Below are 17,892 nucleotides of genomic sequence, written 5' to 3' on the forward strand. Positions count from 1 at the left end.
CGCCAGTTCGCGGGGGGCGGGTACCCCCCCGATTTCACCGGCTGGCACGGTGGGTCACGGAGGGGCCGGGCAGTAGCCTTTCGCACCAGAGCCAGAGCGGGGAAACAGCCGTCGCAAGGAGGGGGACATGCGGATTGCTTCGTCGGTCACATCGCTGTCGTGGATTCCGTCGGAGGCGGTGGCTGGTCTGACCAAGCTGCCCTTCGAGGTGGGTATCGGCCACTACGACCCGCCGCCCCCGGATCACCTCGACGACCTCGACGCCCTGCGGGAGGCCGACCGGTTCCGCTTCGCCAACCAGCTGAAGGCGTGGATCGAGGTCGAGGGCGGCAAGATCGTGGGCTACGGCCACGAGGGCCACGGGCACATCGGGTCCACCTCGCTGCGCCTGGGGCCGGTGGCGATGTCGATCCCGGCGGTGGCGTTCCCCGACATCCAGCCCGAGCCCGAGGTCACCGCCACCTCGGTGCGCTTCGTGCAGTCGGCCGGCGGGCGCACGGGTGCCCCGGCGCCGCGACGGGTCCGGCGCCCGCCCTTCGTCCAGGTGACCGCCCCGCTGGCGTGGACCAGCCTGGCCCTCACCATCAACGCCAACGGCACGTCCCACTTCGAGGTGGCCGGCGCCAGCCCCTTCCCGCGCCACTGGGTCTACGACCGCAACGGCGACCTGGCGGCCAAGAGCGGGATGATCGACTTCAAGACCTGGTACCGCAGCGCCTTCACCCGGGACAGCCCCTGGGGTGGCACCGGGTCCAAGGCCCTCATCACCGTGGCCGAGAGCGCCACCGAGCGCCAGATCTCGGCCACCATCATGGGCGGCAAGGGGGTCGACATCCTCAACGTGGCCGAGGGCAAGACCCTGATGAACCAGGGGGACAAGGGCACTGACCTGTTCGTGGTGCTGGACGGCGTCCTGGTGGTGGAGGTGGACGGCGTGGGGGTCGCCGAAGTCGGCCCCGGCGCCATCGTCGGCGAGCGGGCCATCCTCGAGGGGGGCAAGCGCACCGCCACCCTGCGGGCGGTGACGAAGGTGAAGGCGGCCCGGGCCACCAAGACCACGATCGACCCGGCACTCCTGGCGGAGGTGGGCAAGCAGCACCGCCGCGAGAAGGAGTGACCACGTACGACGCAGTGGTCGTCGGCGCCGGCCCCAATGGGCTGGCCGCCGCCGCCACCCTGGCGCGGGCGGGCTGCTCCGTGCACGTCCTGGAGGCGGCCGACCGCATCGGCGGTGGGACGCGCACGGAAGCCATCACCCTGCCCGGGTTCCTGCATGACGTCTGCTCGGCGATCCATCCCCTCGGGGTGGCATCGCCGGCGTTCCAGGCCCTGCCGCTGGCCGAGCACGGCCTCAGGTGGGTCCAGCCCGATGCCCCGGCGGCCCACCCGTTGCCCGACGGGACTGCTGCGCTCCTCGAGCACTCGCTGGACGCCACCGCCCAGGGGCTCGGCGAGGACGGGCGAGCCTGGCGGCGCATCGCCCTCCCCCTGGTGGAGCACTGGGAAGAGCTGGCCTCGTCGATCCTGGCGCCGGTGCTCCGCCCGCCGTCGCACCCGCTGGTGATGGGCCGGTTCGGCATCGGGGCGATCTGGCCGGCGACGACCTTCGCCCACACCCAGTTCCGCACCGAGCGGGCGCGGGCCCTCTTCACCGGGCTGGCGGGCCACTCCATCCTCGACCTGCGCAAGCCGCTCACCGCCTCGTTCGGCCTCACGTTCATGGGCACCGCCCACACCGGCGGGTGGCCGATGGCCGCGGGCGGCTCAGGGCGCATCGCCGACGCCCTGGCGTCCTACCTCGCCGGGCAGGGGGGCACCATCGAGACCGGCCGGAGGGTCACCTCGCTGACCGACCTCCCCCCCAGCCGGGCGCTGCTGTTCGACGTGACGCCCCGCCAGCTGCTGGCCATCGCCGGCGACGCCCTGGCGCCCGCCTACCGGGCCCGGCTGCGCCGGTTCCGCTACGGCCCGGGAGCCTTCAAAGTGGACTACGCCCTGGACGGGCCGGTGCCCTGGAAGGCGCCCGAGGTGGCCCGGGCGGGGAGCGTGCATGTCGGGGGGACGATGGAGGAGATCGCCGCCGGGGAGGCCGAGGTGGCCCGCGGCGGCCACCCGGAGGCGCCCTACGTCCTGTGCACGCAGACCAGCCTCTTCGACCCCTCCCGGGCGCCGGAGGGCCAGCACACGTTCTGGGCCTACTGCCACGTGCCGAACGGTTCCTCGGTGGACATGACCGACCGGATCGAGGCCCAGATCGAGCGCTTCGCCCCCGGGTTCAAGGACCGGGTGCTGGCCCGCCATGCCATGGGGCCGGCGGCGATCGAGGCGCACGACGCCAACTACATCGGCGGCGACATCACGGGGGGGTCACACGGCGGGCTCCAGCTGGTGGCCCGCCCGATGGTCACGCCGCATCCCTACTCCGTGCCGATGAAGGATCAGCGCGCGTTCCTGTGCTCGTCCTCGACCCCTCCGGGGGCCGGGGTGCACGGCATGTGCGGCTGGTGGGCGGCGCAGGCGGCCATGAAGGAACTGGGGTTGGCCCCCGACCGGGTACCGACATGACCGGCGGGCGGGCGGCAGCCGCTTCCTGGGCGCGCCACGACCTGCGCCGGCGGTGGGTCTCCCTGGTGGCGCTCGGGATCCTGGCGGGGGTCACCGCCGGCGTGGCGCTCGCCGCCTTCGCCGGGGCGCGCCGGACGGCGACCGCCCTGCCCCGCCTGGAGGCGGCGACGCACGCCGCCAGCGCGGTGATCTTCGCCTCGCAGGTGGGCGAGCTGAACCCCGACTGGGGCAGGCTCCGCGCCCGGCCCGAGGTCAAGGAGCTGGCCATCTGGGACCTGCTGTTCGGCAGCATCGGCGGCCAGCCCGGTGCGGTGATCTTCGGCTCGGACGACGGCACCTATTTCGGGAGCGTCGACCATCCCATCGTTGTGCGGGGCCGGATGTACGACCCCCGGGCGCCGGACGAGGTGGTGGTGGACCAGCACGCTGTCTCCCAGGCGCCGGTCGGCAGCACGTTCTCCTTCCAGGCCAACGGCCCCGACCAGGCCAACGCGGCGTTTGGCGACCCGCCCGACGGGCCGACCTTCACCCTGCACGTCGTCGGTGAGGTGAAGGAGATCGACCAGTACCTCTTCGTCCCCGACGGCCAGGTCTTCACGTCGCCGGCATTCATCGAGCAGAACCGCAGCCGGATCCTCGCCCTGCCCAATGCCCAGGCGGTGGTGCGGCCGGGCCGGGGTGGCGTGGCCGCGCTGCAGCGCGACGTCCACCAGCTGGTCGCCCCGGGCACCCCCGTGCTCGATCTGGCCCAGGTCAGCCGGCGCGTGACCACCACGCTCGACGTCGAGCGCGTCGCCCTCCTCCTCCTCGGTGTGGCCGTGGTGTTGGCGGGGGGCTTCCTGGTCGCCCAGGCGCTCGGCCGCTCCGCCGCCTTGATCGGCGACGACGTGGCCGCCCTGCAGGCGATCGGGCTCACCCGGAGCGACGTCGCCGTGGCGGGTGCCCTGGCGCAGATCCTGACGACCGCCGCCGCGCTGGTCGTCACGTTTGTGACCGCCGCACTTCTGTCGGACGCCTTTCCCGTGGGGCTCGGCAGGCAGATCGATCCCAACCCCGGGTTCCACATCGACTGGGTCGTGCTGGCGCCCGGCGTCCTGGTGGCGGGAGCGCTGGTCGTCGTCTACGCCTGGGCGGTGGCGCGGCGCACCTACGGCCGGGGTGCGGCGGCCGAGGCGCGGCCCTCCAGCCTCGCCAGTGCCATCCGCCGATCGGCGCCCGCCGCCGTCGGGCTCGGCGCCGGTATGGCCTTCGACAAGGGTCGCGGGGTCCGCAGCATCCCGGTACGGCCCGCCCTGGCCGGGGCGGTGGTGGGTGTGGCCGGGGTGGTCGCCACCTTCTCCATCAACCAGGGCATCGTCTATGCGCTCCACCATCCCGCCCTTGCCGGGGTGAACTGGGACGCCGAGGTGTCCCCCAATCCCGGCGATCTCACGGCCCGGGGGATCAGCCCGGACCTGGCCTCGAAGGTGGAGACGGCGGCGGGCCCCGCCGCGTCGGTGGCGGTGCGCGACCGCTACGTGCTCCCGGTCAACGGCGTCGGGGTGCCGGCCTTCTCGCTCCGGTCCCCGACCAGCGCCACCCCGGCCGCCTTCGGCATGACGGTGACGTCGGGCCGGGCGCCGGCCGAGGATCGCGAGGCCGACATCGGCCCGGCCACCGCCCGGGAGCTGGGCGTGAAGGTGGGCGACCAGGTGCGGATCGGCGACCCGGAGACGACGGTGCGCCTGGTGGGAGCGGCCCTGTTCCCCACCGACCCCCACTCCGAGTTCGACGAGGGGATCTGGCTCACGCCGGGCGGCTACGACGCGCTGGTGCCACCGTTGGGCGACACGCTGACCGGAGGCGATGTCGACCGGCTCCTGGCGGTGCAGGCCCCCCCGGGGGAGTCGGGGGGCGCCCTGGTGGGGCACCTGGGACAGGCTCTGGGCGGCTCCGTGGCAGGCGTGGGCCCGCCGGTCCTGCCGCCTGAGCTCACCAACCTCCGCAACATCACGGTGCTGCCCGTTGCGCTGGCGGTCTTCCTTGCCCTCGTGGCCATCGCCGCGGTCAGCCTGGCGCTGGTGGCCTCCAGCCGCCGCCGGCGGCGGGACTTCGCCATCCTGCGCGCCCTGGGCCTCGCCCCGGCGGGGACCCGCCTGGTCGTGAACTCGCAGGGCACCGCCATCGGGCTGTTCGGGCTGGTGTTCGGCGTGCCGCTGGGCATCGCCGCCGGGCGCCTCGGGTGGCGGCTGGTGGCCCAGCGGGTGCCGTTGGCGGCGGACGCCCCCCTGTCGCTGCTGGCGGTGTTGGCGCTGATCCCGATCACGGTCGCCGTGGTGAACGTCCTCGCCGTCCTGCTCGGGCGCTCCGTCGCCCGCCGTTGGTTCCCGGCGGAGGCCCTCCGTGCCGAATAGCGCGGTCGGGCTCTGCTTCCGGGCGCAGCTGCGCAGCCGGAGGGGCTCGTGGCTGGGCCTCGGGGCGGTGATCGGCCTGGTGGTGTCGGTGTCGCTGGCGGGGGTCGCCGGAGCCCGGCGGACCGCCTCGGCCTACCCGCGCCTGGAGGCGGCCACGAACCCGGCGGACGCGGTGGTGTTCGACACCACCCCCAACCCCCAGATCCCGGCGCTCGACGCCGGGGCGGTGGCGGCCCTACCCCAGGTGGCCCAGGCGGCCAGCATGCGGGTCTTCGACAGCTTCGAGGGCCAACAGTTCGCCAACACCTTCGGGTCGCCCGGCGGCGACGCCTTCACCGTGGGCCGGGGCATCAACCAGCTCCACCTGCGGTCGGGCCGTGCCGCGGACGTGTCGCGTGCGAACGAAGTCGTCGTGGACTACTCGACCGCCGACCGGGACCACCTGCGTCCGGGCAGCCGGCTCCGCCTCCGCCTGGTGCTGCCCGCCCCCGGCGGGCCGCAGTGGATCCCCAACTACCAGTCCACCATGCCCTTCACCTTTACCGTGGTGGGTGTCGTGGCCACGCCGGGCCAGTTCCCGCCCGAGACCGGGTTCTACTGGTCGGGTCCGGGCATCTACGTCACGCCGGCGTTCATCGCTGCCCATGTCAGCGATCTGTCCTACTACGACGCCAACGTGGTGCGGGTGCGGGGTGGCGCCCCCGGCGTCGACGCCCTCACCGCCGCCGTGGGCCAGCTGACGGGCACCGGGTTCCAGCCGGTCATCATCCCGATGGGCCAGCAGTCGGCCCAGACCGAGCGCAGCTTCCACCTGCAGGTAGTGGCGCTGTGGATGCTCTCCGGGCTCCTGGGCCTCGTGGCGCTCCTGGTGCTGATCGACCTGCTGGTGCGCCAGGCGGTGCTGGAGAGCCGGGACTGGCGGACGCTGTGGGCGATGGGCCTGGGGCGCGGCGAGCTGGTCCGCCTGGGCCTGGCCGGGACGGCGGTCACCGGCGGGGCGGCTGGCGTCGTGGCGATCGCGGCGTCCCTGGCCCTCTCCCCGCTGGCGCCCATCGGCGTGATCCGCGACGCCGAGACCCACCCCGGGCTGGCCTTCGACGCCCTCGTGCTGGTCCCGGGGGCGGTGGGCCTCCTGGTGCTGGCCCTGGCGGTGGCGGCGGTACCCCTGTGGCGGGCTGCGCGGGCGGCTACCCGGGTGGAGCCCGGCGAGCAGGTGGTCCAGGAGCGCCCCACGGTTGCCGGCCGGGTGGCAGCGGCGGGGCTTCCGGTGGCGGCCACCGCCGGGGTCCGGATGGCCCTGGAGCCCGGCCGCGGGCCGACCGCGGTCCCGGTGCGCTCGACGCTCGGGGGCGGCATCGTGGGCGTGGCGGCCCTGGTCGCGGCGCTGACCTTCGCGGTGTCGCTCGGCCACCTGGTGCACACGCCGAGGCTGTACGGGGTCACGTGGGACACCGAGGTCACCAACAACAACGGGCCGGACGCCGCCGCCAAGGGGATCGACATCATCCGCTCCGATCCCGATGTCCTCGCCGCCGCGTGGGACTACAACGTGCCGGGCACCTTCAGCGCTGCGGGGCGGGGCTCGGGGGCGGATCCGGTGCAGACCAGCATCCAGGTGCTGGACCCGGTGCACGGGCTGGTCCACCCGGTGATCGTGGCCGGCCGGGAGCCCTCCGCCCCCGACGAGGTGGCCCTCGGCATCCGCACGATGCAGGGCCTGCACCTGCGGATCGGCGACAGCCTGGAGGCCAGCGCCCTCGACCAGGGGGCCCGCCCGTTGGCCGTGCGCCTGGTGGGCCAGGCGGTACTGGAACCCGGGGATAGCTCGGGGGCCCTGGGCACCGGGGCGGTCCTGACCCGGTCCGGCCTGGACCGGCTGGCGCAGGGGTCCACCACGTTCCCGCCCTTCATCATCGCCGTGCAGTTCAAGCCCGGGAGGGACGTGGGCAAGGCGACCGGTGAGCTGCAGGACCGCCTCCAGGCCCTCGACGAGAACTTCGGCGCCACCTCGCCGCAGGTGCCCGACACCCTGGTGAACTTCGGGCAGGTGCGCTACCTGCCCTACGTGCTCGGTGGCCTGCTGGGGCTGGTGGCGCTCCTCGTGCTGGTGCACCTGGTGGTCACCGCCGTCCGGCGCCGCCGGCGCGACCTCGCCATCCTGAAGACGCTCGGGTTCACCCGGGCCCAGGTGCGCCGCACCGTGCTGTGGCAGGCGACGACCCTCGGGCTCGCTGTGCTGGTCGTGGGCATCCCGGTGGGCGTCGGCACCGGGCACTGGTTGTGGGACCTGCTGGCGAACCAGCAGGGGATCCTTCCCGAGCCGGCGACGCCCATCCTGTTGATCGCCGCGGGCGTGGCAGCCGTCCTGGCGGCCGCTAACCTGGCGTCGCTGATCCCGGCGGCCCTCGCCGGGCGGACCCCGCCCGCCCTCGTCCTTCGATCGGAGTAGCGCCATGCAGGTCAGCATCTGCGGGGTGCGCGGATCGACGCCGTCGCCCGGGGCCGAGTTCGTCCGCTACGGGGGCCACACCTCGTGCGTGGCGATCACCGCACCCGGGGACGACCGGCCGCGGCTGGTGCTGGACGCCGGCACCGGGCTGCGCGAGCTGTCGCGGTACCTCGGGGGCGAGGCGTTCCAGGGGACGATCCTGCTCGGCCACCTGCACTGGGACCACACCCACGGCCTGCCCTTCTTCCCGGGCGGGGGGGACCGGCGGGACTCGAAGGTCTCCGTCCTGCTGCCCGAGCAGGGGGCGCCCGCCCGGGACGTGCTGGCCCGGATGATGTCGCCCCCCCACTTCCCGATCATGCCCTGGGACCTGCTCGGGGAATGGTCGTTCGGGTCGCTGGAGGAGGGGGCGCACCGCATCGAGGGGTTGTCCGTGCTGGCCCGGGACATCCCGCACAAGGGCGGCCGGACCTTCGGGTTCCGCATCACCGACGACACCGGAGCCAGCCTCGCCTACCTCTCGGACCACAGCCCGAACAACTTCGGCCCGGGCCCGGAGGGCTTCGGCGAGTACCACGAGGCGGCCCGCACCCTGATCGACGGCGTGGACGTGCTGATCCACGACTCGCAGTACACCGCCGCCGAGTTCCCTGCCAGGGCACACTTCGGGCACTCGGCGATCGACTACACGGTGCACCTGGCCGAGCTGTGCGGGGTCGGCCAGCTCCTGCTGTTCCACCACGACCCGCCCCGCACCGACGATCAGCTAGACGCCATCGTCTCCTCGCTGGCGGCAGCCTCCGTCCCGGTGGCGGCGGCGGCGCAGGGGATGGTGCTGGAGGTGGCCGGGCGGTAGCGACACCCTCACAGATTGTCCACAGCCCGCTCCTGTCCACCTGCGGTCTCCGCCGCTGAGCGCCGGCGTTCCTCGCGCTGGCGGACCAGTGCTTCGACGGCACTCGGCAGCGTCGTTTCGAAGTCGATGAGCTTTGCCCACGTGGGAGTAACCACGATCCGGACCATGCCGTCGTACAGCGAACGGACCTCAGCCTCCCAGTCGACCCGCTGCTCGGCGGTCATGTTGGTCACGCCGGAGGTCTGCAGGAACTCGGCCGGGATGCCCTCGACGATGTCCAATTCGGCAACGCCGCGCAGCAGCAGGATCTTGGGCGGGTGCTCCTCGGTGTCGATGGTCAGCGCAACCGCGGGATGGTGGCGCAGGGCCTTGAGCTTGGGGGCGTTCTTGGTGGTGCACATGACGATGTGCGAGCCGTTCCAGGCAAACCCGATCGGGATGCTGCGGGGTGTCCCGTCGTTGGCGATGTAGGCGAGCCGGGTCATCCCGCGCCCCAGGAGTGCTTGGCTGAGGGGGCGGTTCAGGATCTCGGCAATCTCGTTGGGCTGCACGCTGAAGAACCTACCAGCGGCGCCGGGCCTACTCGGTGCGCAGGGCGTCGGCCGGGTGGATCCGGGCGGCGAGGGCCGCCGGGCCCGCGGCGACCAGGTTCGCCAGCACCAGGGTGCCGGGGATGACGAGTATGAGGGTCAGGGCCGGCGTGATCGGGTCCACCACCGTCCCGAGCGCCCCGGCGATCAGGTCCCAGCCCAGCCGCCCGGCGGCGATGCCGAGGGGAATCCCCACGATCGACGCGATGAGCGCCAGCGTGGTTGCCTGCCAGGCCACGGTGCGGCGCACCTGGCTGCGGTCGAAGCCGAACGTCTTCAGCACGGCGAGGTCGCCCCGGCGCCGGCGCACCGAGCTCACCAGTAGGTGGGTGACCGTGGCGGCCGCCAGGAGGGCGAGAAGGCCAGCCAGCACCAGCGGCAGGTTCTGGACCCGCCCGAAGTTGACCAGGTCGTTGGGCTGCGGCGGGCGCTGGATGAGGAACTGCGGATCGGCGGCGGTCAGGGCGGACAGGAGCCGCTTCTGGGCCCGGGCGACGTTGGCTCCCGGGCGGTAGGCCACCGAGATGATGTACGGCCGCCGCAGCTGGTAGCCGTGCGCCACGTCGGCCATCCGCTCCAGCCCCGCCTCGGTGACCACCACTCCGACCCCCAGGCGCCCGACGAACTCGCCCGGTGGGAGGACGCTCCGGCCCACCACCTGCAGGCTCACCGGGGGGGCGTTCTGGTTCTCGGCGACGGCCTGGATCGTGTTGCCGATCTTCAGGTGCAGCTGGTCCATCGTCCGGGTGCCGAGGGCGATTTCACTGTCGCCGGCCGGCGCCCGGCCCGCCACCACGCGCGGGCCGAGGGCCCCCTTCACCGGGATGAAGGCGATCCCTTGGGTGAGGTAGTGCCCACCGATCTGCACGTCGATGCCGGCGTAGCGGTAGGCGGCCGCCGCCACGTCGGGATCCTTCTGGAGAACCGGCACGGCGGCCGGGACCCCGTCCGGGCCGTTGTTGTTCAGGATGTCGGTGTCCCAGGTGACGCCGTACAGCCGGGGGCTGCCGAGCAGGTGCGTGAGGCTGGCGCCCAGGGTCAGCGCTCCGGCCAGGGCGGCCAGTCCGATGGCGGCTCCGGCCAGCGTGGAGCGGACGGGCACCGCCCGGCGGCCCCGCCCGGGCTCGAGCGCCATCCACACGCCGCAGGTTGCCGCCGGGGAGGCACCACCGGCCGAGAGCCGGGCGACGGCGATCGAGGGCTGGGTCCGGCGCCCGGCGTCGGCTGCCCGGTTGGGGGCCGTGGCCAGCCACAGCGGCAGCGCCCCGAGGACGGGGCACCCGGCGGCGACCGCCAGAAAGCCCAGCCCCAGCACCGCCCAGTTCAGGGCGAAGCCGGGCGAGGGCTCGGCGACCCGCGCCAGGCCGATCGGGGTCAGGGGGGAGATCGCCACGGCCAGGAGCACCGCCAGGGCGCCGCCCACGACGCCGATGATCGCCAGCCGCAGCAGGCCCAGGGCGAAGCCCTGCCCGCGGGTGAGGCCCATCGAGCGCAGCGTGGGGAAGTCGGCCGCGTCGAAGGCGGCGGCCCGGGCGAGGATGTGGCCTAGCACCAGCAGGCCCACAACCCCGATCAGCCCGGCGACCACCCAGAGGGCGAGCGCTTCCAGGTGGGTCGAGCGCTCCACCTCGGCGGCCTGCTCGGACTGCGCGTTCACGGGCACCTGCCGGGTATCCGGGCTCAGGGTCTGCAACTGGTTCTCGGCCCGGTCCGGCGTGGTGCCCGCAGCCAGGCGGACCAGGTCGATGTCCAGCCCGATCAGGTCGCCGGTGTGGGCCCGGTAGAAGGCCGGGGTGGCGTACATGGCGGCACCCGTGTAGTAGTTGTTCGGGGTCTGCGGCGGGAACTGTCCCGGTGCCGCCACCACGCCGACGATGGTGAACGTGATGGGGATGGGGTTCGCCTGCTGGTCGGGCTGGTGGGGGTCACCGTCGAGGCTCCTGTCGGCCAGCACCGTGACCTTGGTGCCCAGCCGGGTGCGGGGGAATGTGAAGTCGACGGCGACCTCGCTCGGGTTCGCCGGGTCGGGGAACCGGCCGGCCAGCAGCTTGGGGCGGTCCATCCCCGACCCGTACGCCTGGCCGTCGGCGCTGGCGATCACCTCGAGGCTGTCCTGGCCGGCGGCCGTGAGGGCCGCCGTGGTGGTGTCCGGGTTCGAGCCGTCGAAGCCGACCTCCTCGAAGCCGAACGAGCGCACGTTCTCCGCTTCGGCGACGCCCTTGGTGGCGGCCACCTGGGCGTGGGTGACCGTGGCCGCATCGGGGTTCGGGATGAAGTCCTCGACGAGGAGGTCGGCGCCCTTGTGGGCCTTGTTGAAGCGGGCGTAGGCGGTGTCCGTGCGGATGGCGCCCGCCATGCCGGCGAGGGCCGGGCCGGCGAACCCCGCGGCCAGCAGCGCGATGGCGAGCCAACCCCGCCACCGCGCGCGCCACTCGGCGCCAAACCGGTACCGCACCGCCCCCACGTCCGCAAGTGTGGCATCCCGCAGGTGCGGCGCACAGGGGGCCAGCCCCCGTTTTGGGCTGGGGGCCGCCCCTCCGTTCGGGCTCGCGTTTGCGCAGGGTGGGCGGCTTTCCTGCGAATCTCGCCGCCATTTTGGCGGTCAAGCTCGCACGAACGACCCCTTCGCCCCGCCGCTGGGCCCGGCCGGCCCCTACTCGGCCGTGATCGCTCCCAGGAGCGGCATGCGGGCAGCCCGGCGGGCGGGGCGGATGGCGGCCAGGAGCCCGGCGACGGCGCCCAGGGCCAGGATGACGACCAACTGCGGCACCGGGACCGACAACTTCGTGAGGCCGTCGGACTGGCCCGCTGCCTCGGCCAGGGCGAGGCCGAGCACGAGGCCGAGGCCCACCCCGCCGATCGCCCCGAACAGGGAGATGACCACCGACTCCAAGCGGATCATCGTGCGCAGTTGGCGTCGGGTCTGGCCGACTGCCCGCAGCAGGCCGATCTCCCGGGTGCGCTCGTGGACCGCCAGCGACAGCGTGTTGGCGATGCCCAGCACGGCGATCACGATCGCCAGGGCCAAGAGGACGTAGACGATGCCGAGGACGACGTTGATGGCCGAGCCCGCCTGGGCGAGGTACGTCGCCCGGTCCTCAACCGACGGTTTGCCGAAGGGCGCCGCCGCCTTCTTGACCGCCGCCAGTTGCGGGCCGGCCGGCGCCCCCGGCGGCAGGGTGACGTAGATCTCGGCGTCCAGGCTCTGCAGGGCGTGCGGTGCCCACAGCGCCTGGGGGAGGAGGTAGTCGCCGGTGAGCACCCGGGAGCCGTACAGCGCCCCTACCGTGAGCGCCTGGCGGGTCCCGTCGGGGAGCACCGCCGTGACCGTGCTGCCCAGGTGCCATCCCCGCTTGGTGGCCTCGGCCTGCGACACCGCCAGCTGGTCCGGCTGCAGCTTCGCCAGCGAGCCCGCGGCCGGAGCCAGGTCCAGGACGGCCGGGAGGGTGGCGGGGTCGATGACGCTGACCTGCTCGGCCCGCCCACCGATCAGCGCCTGGCCCTCGCCGATCCCCGACACCGTACCGATGCCGGGGAGGGCGGCGATCGCGCCCACCAACTGGGGGGCGACGCCGCCTGGGCCGAAGCCATCGGCCACCACGGCGATGTCGCCCTTGAAGGCATCGCTCACGCCCGCGGTGCCGGCGGCCGAGATCGACCGGGCGAACACCGTGAACAGCGACACGACGGCCACCCCCACCATGAGCGCGGTGGCGGCGGCCGCCGTCCGGCGCGGGTTGCGCCGGGCGTTCTCCCGGGCGAGGGCGCCCGGCATGCCGCGCAGCGACTCGAACGGGGTGCCGATCCAACCGGCCACGCTCCGAGCTGCCACCGGGCCCAGCACGACCACTGCCACCGTGGCCAGCAGCGAGCCCAGACCCACCCAGCGCAGGCCGTTGGCCGCGGTGGTGACGCCCACCGCCAGGAGGATCGCCCCCAGAACGCCCGCCCCGGCGCCGAGGATCAGCCGGCGGCGCAGCGAGGGCGGAGCCTCCACCGCGGCCCCCCGGAGGGCGGCCAGGGGCGGCACCCGGGACGCCCGCAGGGCGGGGAACAGGCCGGCGCCCACAGTGACCCCGATGCCGACCACGAGGGCGGCGATCACCGTCGTCGGCGAGATGACGAGTCCACCGGCCGGGAGGGCGAAACCGAAGCTGTCGAAGACGCCTTTCAGCAGGCCGGCGATGGCCAGACCGCACGCCAGCCCCAGCCCGCTGGCGGCGATCCCGAGCGCCAGGGCCTCGGCCAGCACGGCGAGGAGGAGCTGGCGCCGGGTGCCGCCCAGCGAGCGGAGCAGAGCCTGCTCCCGGGAGCGCTGGGCCATGAGGATCGAGAAGGTGTTCACGATGGAGAACGTGGCCACCAGCAGGGCGATGGCGGCGAAGATCACCAGGAGCGCCCGCAGGGCGGAGAGGAAGCCGCCGGTCAGGTCGGCGATGGTCTGCTGGGTGACCACAGCCCCGGTCAGGGCCTGGACGTTGGCGGGTAGCACTCGGGCGATGCGGGCGGCCAGCTCCGGCTGGGTGACGCCAGAGGCGGCCCGGACCAGGATGCTGGACACCGAGCCCGGGCGTCCGGTCACGTAGGCCTGCGCCCCCGGCAGGCTGAAGCCCACGTAGGTCGCTTGGCCGAAGCCGTTGGCGTCGCCGAAGGTGACGATGCCCACGATGCGTACCTGGATGGCAGCCGGCGTTTCGACCGTGATCTCCTGTCCGAGCTGCAGGTGGCCGCTGAGGGCGGCGCCCTTGTTGATGACCACCTCGTTGGCGCCGGCGGGGGCCCGGCCCTCGACCAGGCGGTAGGGCGTGAGAGCGGGGTCGGAGATCCAGGCGCCGGCGGTGCGGGGCGGGCCGAGGCCGCCCACCGCGTTGCCGTCCGAGCCGATGATCTGCCCGGAGCCGGTGATCGAGGGCTGGGCGTCGGCCACGCCGGGCACCTTGGCGATCGCGGCCACCAGCGACTGGGGGATGAGCGGCCGGGAGGCATCCAGGCCGGTACCCACCGCGGCGGGAGCGCGGACGACGACGTCGGTCCCGGCGCTGGCCTGGGTGAAGAGCTGGTTGAAGTTGGCGCTCAGGGTGTCGCCCAGGGCGAGCGCCCCGGCGAGGAACCCGACCCCGAGGACGACGGCGGCCAGCATGCCGATGAGGCGGCGCTTGCGGGCCCACAGCCCGGTGAGGATGACGGACAGCATTGGCGGGTCTCCTTTGGTGGCGGGTACCAGGCCTGGCTAGGCGCCCAGGGCCTTCAGGCGGTCGAGGACGGCGCCCTCGGTGGGTTCGGGGAGCGTCCCGACGATGCGGCCGTCGGACAGGAACACCACGGCGTCGGCCACGGCGGCAGCCCGGGGGTCGTGGGTGACCATGACGATGGTCTGGCCCAGGCGGTCCACCGCCCCCCGCAGGTGGAGGAGCAGCTCGGCCCCGGTGCGGGAGTCCAGGTTGCCGGTGGGCTCGTCGGCGAAGATCAGCTCGGGCCGGGTGACCAGCGCCCGGGCGACGGCCACCCGCTGCTGCTGGCCGCCGGAGAGCTCGGACGGGCGGTGGCGCAGGCGGTCCTCGAGGTGGAGCTGGCGGGCGACCTCGTCCACCCACGCCGGGTCGGCGCGGGTGCCTGCCAGTCGGAGCGGGAGGGTGATGTTCTCAGCTGCGGTCAGGGTGGGCAGCAGGTTGAAGGACTGGAAGATGAAGCCGAGGCGGGTGCGCCGCAGGACGGTGAGCTCGGTGTCGGACAGGGTGCCGAGGTCCACCTCGCCCAGGAAGACCTGCCCGTCGGTGAGCTGGTCGAGGCCGGCCAGGCAGTGCATCAGCGTGGACTTGCCCGATCCCGAGGGCCCCATGATGGCGGTGAAGCGGGCAGCGGGGATGTCGACGGTCACCGCGTCGAGGGCGACGACCGCGGTGGGCCCGGTGCCGTAGACCTTGGTGGCGGCGACCGCCCGGGCGGCGGTGCGGAGCATGGTTCGTTGCATGGCAAGCCTCCTAGGGCCGGGTGAACCTGCGCGATGGGCAGGGTCACCATGCTGGGCGCCGGGGGCTCCCGAGTCGTCAGCCGGTGGGCCCTTTCGGTGTCCTCCCGGCCGCCCGTTCCGGGCCGGCCGCGTACCACGCCGGGAGTAGGCCGGGGTCGTCCAGGGTCATACCTCCGGCCGATGACGCCGAGCGCGCGGTGGCCTACGCTCGCGGGATGAGCACGGCGTCGTCGTGGCGGCCACGGCTGGGGGATGTGGCCCTGGCCGCCCTCCTGGCCGGGGTCATGGAGGCCGGCAGCTTCGGGACGTCGCACCACCTCCACGCCCATCGCCCGATGGACGCCGCCGGCGGCCTGCTCATCCTGGCGATCGCCGGGGCGCTGGCGTTCCGGCGCCGCCAGCCGGCGATCGTCCTCGGGGCAGTCTCCGGCCTGCTGCTCGTGTACTTCCTCATCGGCTACGGCCCCGGGCCGGTATGGCTTGCCCTCCTGGTGGCGTATGCCACCGCCGTCGTCCACGGCCAGCGCCTGGCGGCGGGGATCGCCGCGGTCGTGGGTTTCTCGGTCTTTCCCTGGCTGGACGACTGGCTGGGGCGGGGGCCGGCGCCCAATGCGCTAGGCCTGACGTTGCTGGCGGCCGGGCTGTTGGTGCTCTTCGGGGCGGCCGAGGCGGTGCGCGCCCGGCGTGCCCGGCGTGACGAGGAGCGCCGCCGGCGTGAGGAGGAGGCCGCCCGGACGGCCACGGAGGAGCGGCTGCGCATCGCACGCGACCTGCACGACGTGCTGGCCCACAACATCTCGCTGATCAGCGTCCAGGCCGGGGTCGCGCTCCACGTCAACGGCGAGCTGCCCGACCAGGCCCGCTCGGCGCTCACCGCCATCCGGGCGGCCAGCAAGGAGGCGCTCGGCGAGCTGCGCTCGGCGCTGGACGCCCTGCGCCAGACCGGCGACGCCGCCCCCCACAGGCCATCGCCCGGGCTCGCCCAGCTCGACGACCTGGTGGCCGGTGCCCGGGCTGCCGGGCTGCACGTGGCGGTGTCGGTGGAGGGGGTCGGGGGGCCGGTTCCGGTGCCGGTTCCGGTGCCGGTCGATGTCGCCGCCTACCGGATCGTGCAGGAGGCGCTCACCAACGTCATCCGCCACGCCGGTGCGGGTTCGGCCGAGGTAACCATCCGGCGGACCGGCGCGGCCCTGGTGCTCACCGTCGAGGACGACGGGCACGGCTCCGGGGCCGGGACCCTACCGTCCCCGGGCAGCGGCATCCTGGGTATGCGGGAGCGGGCGGCTGCACTCGGGGGGACCCTTAACGCCGGCCCCCGGCCGGGCGGCGGGTTCCGGGTGCACGCCGAGTTGCCGGCGGGGGCTCCGGTGGCCGCGGAGCCCGGGCAGTGATCACGGTGGTCCTCGCCGACGACCAGGCCCTGGTGCGGGCCGGGTTCCGGGCGCTGCTGGAGTCCGAGGACGGCGTCTCGGTCGTGGGCGAGGCAGCCACCGGCTCCGAGGCGGTCAGCCAGGCGCGTCGCCTGCGACCTGATGTCGTCCTGATGGACATCCGCATGCCGGGCACCGATGGCCTCGAAGCCACCCGGGCCATCGCGAGCGATCCCGGGCTGAGCGGCGTGAAGGTGGTGGTGCTCACCACCTTCCAACTCGACGAGTACGTCTTCGAAGCCCTCCGCTCGGGCGCCAGCGGCTTCCTGGTGAAGGACATCGAGCCCGCCGACCTCGTGCGCGGGGTGCGGGCGGTGGCCGGTGGGGAGGCGCTGCTGGCCCCCAGTGTCACCCGCCGGCTCATCGAGGAGTTCGTGGCGAAGTCCCGCCCGCCGGCCCCCCTCCCCGAGCTGCGGCTGCTCACCGAGCGGGAGCGGGAGGTGGTGGCCCTGGTGGCCGAAGGGCTCTCCAACGCCGAGATCGGCGAGCGCCTGTTCGTGAGCGTCGCCACCGCCAAGACCCACGTGAGCCGGGCGATGACGAAGCTCCAGGCCCGGGACCGGGCGCAGCTGGTGGTGAAGGCCTACGAGTCCGGCCTGGTGCGCCCGGGCTGGGCGTGAGGCCCCCGCCTGGGCCGGGTGGGGGCTTTCATGCGAGTCTCGCCGCCATTTTGGCGGTCAGGCTCGCACGAAACGACTCTCCGCCCCGCCCGGGCCGCCCGGGGCCACCTGCTACATCCCCAGAGCTTCCCGGATCTGGGCGACGACCTTGTCCGGGTGGTTGACGAGGTCGTCCCAGGTGACATGCAGCACCCTCCAGCCCAGCAGCATCAGTTGGTTGCTGCGAGCGAGGTCGTACCTCCATTTCTTCCGGCCCCAGTGCCAGGTGAAGCCATCGAACTCGATCGCCAGCTTGATGCTGGGGTAGGAAAAATCGATCCGGTAGGTCTTGCCGCCGATCTTCACCTCGAACTGGCGGACGGGTGGCGGGAGGCCGGCGGAGACGATGAGGCGCTCGAGGAACACCTCGGGCGCGCTGCCGGCGACCGCCGCCCCTGGGTCGCGTGAGTGCACCAGTTGAGCCAGCGCCTGTACCGCCGGCCGGCCCCGCAGCCCGGACTGGTCAAGCCGGCGGCGCAGGAGTTCGAATCGCTCGTCGTCGCGGCGCAGCGCGTCCTCGAACGCCACCGCAAGCTGTGCGGGCGCCAGCACTGAACCCAGGTCGAAGAGCGTCCGCACGATGCCAGTGACGTTGAAGGGGTGCAGCAGCCCGTGCTCCCAGCGCCTCAGGTTGCCGCTGCGGTGCAGCGTGATGCCCTCCGGAGCCACGCTGCGCCGGCTCGTGATGGCCACCACGCCCTGCGGGACCCCATCGAGGCCGAACAGGGCTCCGGCAGACTCATGCGAGATCACCGTCCCGGGGCCACCCCAGAGCTGTGCGGCCAACAGATCGCCCTCCCAGGTGGGCGCTGTGCCGGCCATCCGGTACACGTTCGGGTAGGCCAGCTGCCATGCACCCGACTTCAGCCGGTAGGCGATGGCGTCGGGCTTGATGCCGATCGCCGATACTTGTTTGCGGCTCATAAGTCCTTGTTGACGGGCCGCTAGCTGCCTGAGGGCGTCCTCTCTTTCCCTCTTG

At 73.6% G+C, this 17,892-nt stretch carries 12 protein-coding genes; 7 read left to right on the forward strand and 5 right to left on the reverse strand.

The genetic code is table 11. From position 1 onward, the window contains the following. Window positions 1–127 precede the first annotated feature (127 nt). The 5 genes from VFW71_03915 to VFW71_03935 are packed head-to-tail and all read left to right on the forward strand — an operon-like array spanning window position 128 to window position 8,263. Complete coding sequence (locus VFW71_03915; GenBank protein ID HEU5001911.1) at window positions 128–1,117, forward strand: cyclic nucleotide-binding domain-containing protein; 990 nt, start codon at window positions 128–130, stop codon at window positions 1,115–1,117. Beyond that, window positions 1,114–2,565, forward strand: coding sequence for an NAD(P)/FAD-dependent oxidoreductase (locus VFW71_03920; protein HEU5001912.1), 1,452 nt, complete (start codon window positions 1,114–1,116; stop codon window positions 2,563–2,565). Before VFW71_03915 ends, VFW71_03920 begins: the two co-directional genes overlap by 4 nt. Beyond that, on the forward strand, window positions 2,562–4,958 hold the full coding sequence (locus VFW71_03925) for an ABC transporter permease (GenBank protein ID HEU5001913.1): 2,397 nt from the start codon (window positions 2,562–2,564) through the stop codon (window positions 4,956–4,958). Before VFW71_03920 ends, VFW71_03925 begins: the two co-directional genes overlap by 4 nt. Then, complete coding sequence (locus VFW71_03930) at window positions 4,948–7,407, forward strand: FtsX-like permease family protein (protein ID HEU5001914.1); 2,460 nt, start codon at window positions 4,948–4,950, stop codon at window positions 7,405–7,407. The genes VFW71_03925 and VFW71_03930 overlap by 11 nt, the downstream gene beginning before the upstream one ends. Before the next feature lie 4 nt (window positions 7,408–7,411). Then, on the forward strand, window positions 7,412–8,263 hold the full coding sequence (locus VFW71_03935) for an MBL fold metallo-hydrolase (GenBank protein ID HEU5001915.1): 852 nt from the start codon (window positions 7,412–7,414) through the stop codon (window positions 8,261–8,263). Window positions 8,264–8,271: 8 nt separating this feature from the next. On the opposite strand, the gene VFW71_03940 is transcribed toward VFW71_03935, so the two are convergent. The 4 genes from VFW71_03940 to VFW71_03955 all read right to left on the reverse strand — a co-directional run bounded on the left by VFW71_03940 (window position 8,272) and on the right by VFW71_03955 (window position 14,824). After that, window positions 8,272–8,814 (reverse strand): pyridoxamine 5'-phosphate oxidase family protein, encoded by a 543-nt coding sequence (locus VFW71_03940; protein ID HEU5001916.1) that lies wholly within the window; start codon window positions 8,812–8,814, stop codon window positions 8,272–8,274. A gap of 28 nt (window positions 8,815–8,842) precedes the next feature. Continuing rightward, window positions 8,843–11,317, reverse strand: a complete 2,475-nt coding sequence (locus tag VFW71_03945; protein HEU5001917.1) for an FtsX-like permease family protein — start codon at window positions 11,315–11,317, stop codon at window positions 8,843–8,845. Between the two features lie 189 nt (window positions 11,318–11,506). Continuing rightward, window positions 11,507–14,047, reverse strand: a complete 2,541-nt coding sequence (locus VFW71_03950) for an FtsX-like permease family protein (GenBank protein ID HEU5001918.1) — start codon at window positions 14,045–14,047, stop codon at window positions 11,507–11,509. A gap of 36 nt (window positions 14,048–14,083) precedes the next feature. Next, complete coding sequence (locus VFW71_03955; protein ID HEU5001919.1) at window positions 14,084–14,824, reverse strand: ABC transporter ATP-binding protein; 741 nt, start codon at window positions 14,822–14,824, stop codon at window positions 14,084–14,086. A 215-nt stretch (window positions 14,825–15,039) separates the two neighbouring features. Here VFW71_03955 and VFW71_03960 point away from each other — a divergent pair, with 215 nt between their 5' ends. After that, the gene (locus tag VFW71_03960) at window positions 15,040–16,215 is read left to right on the forward strand and encodes a sensor histidine kinase (protein HEU5001920.1); all 1,176 of its coding nucleotides are present in this window, start codon (window positions 15,040–15,042) and stop codon (window positions 16,213–16,215) included. After that, on the forward strand, window positions 16,212–16,874 hold the full coding sequence (locus VFW71_03965; GenBank protein HEU5001921.1) for a response regulator transcription factor: 663 nt from the start codon (window positions 16,212–16,214) through the stop codon (window positions 16,872–16,874). The genes VFW71_03960 and VFW71_03965 overlap by 4 nt, the downstream gene beginning before the upstream one ends. Before the next feature lie 111 nt (window positions 16,875–16,985). Here VFW71_03965 and VFW71_03970 read toward each other — a convergent pair whose 3' ends face one another. After that, complete coding sequence (locus VFW71_03970) at window positions 16,986–17,837, reverse strand: DUF559 domain-containing protein (protein HEU5001922.1); 852 nt, start codon at window positions 17,835–17,837, stop codon at window positions 16,986–16,988. Window positions 17,838–17,892 lie beyond the last annotated feature (55 nt).

Source organism: Actinomycetota bacterium (assembly GCA_035765775.1).
GTDB lineage: Bacteria > Actinomycetota > CADDZG01 > JAHWKV01 > JAOPZY01 > DASTWV01.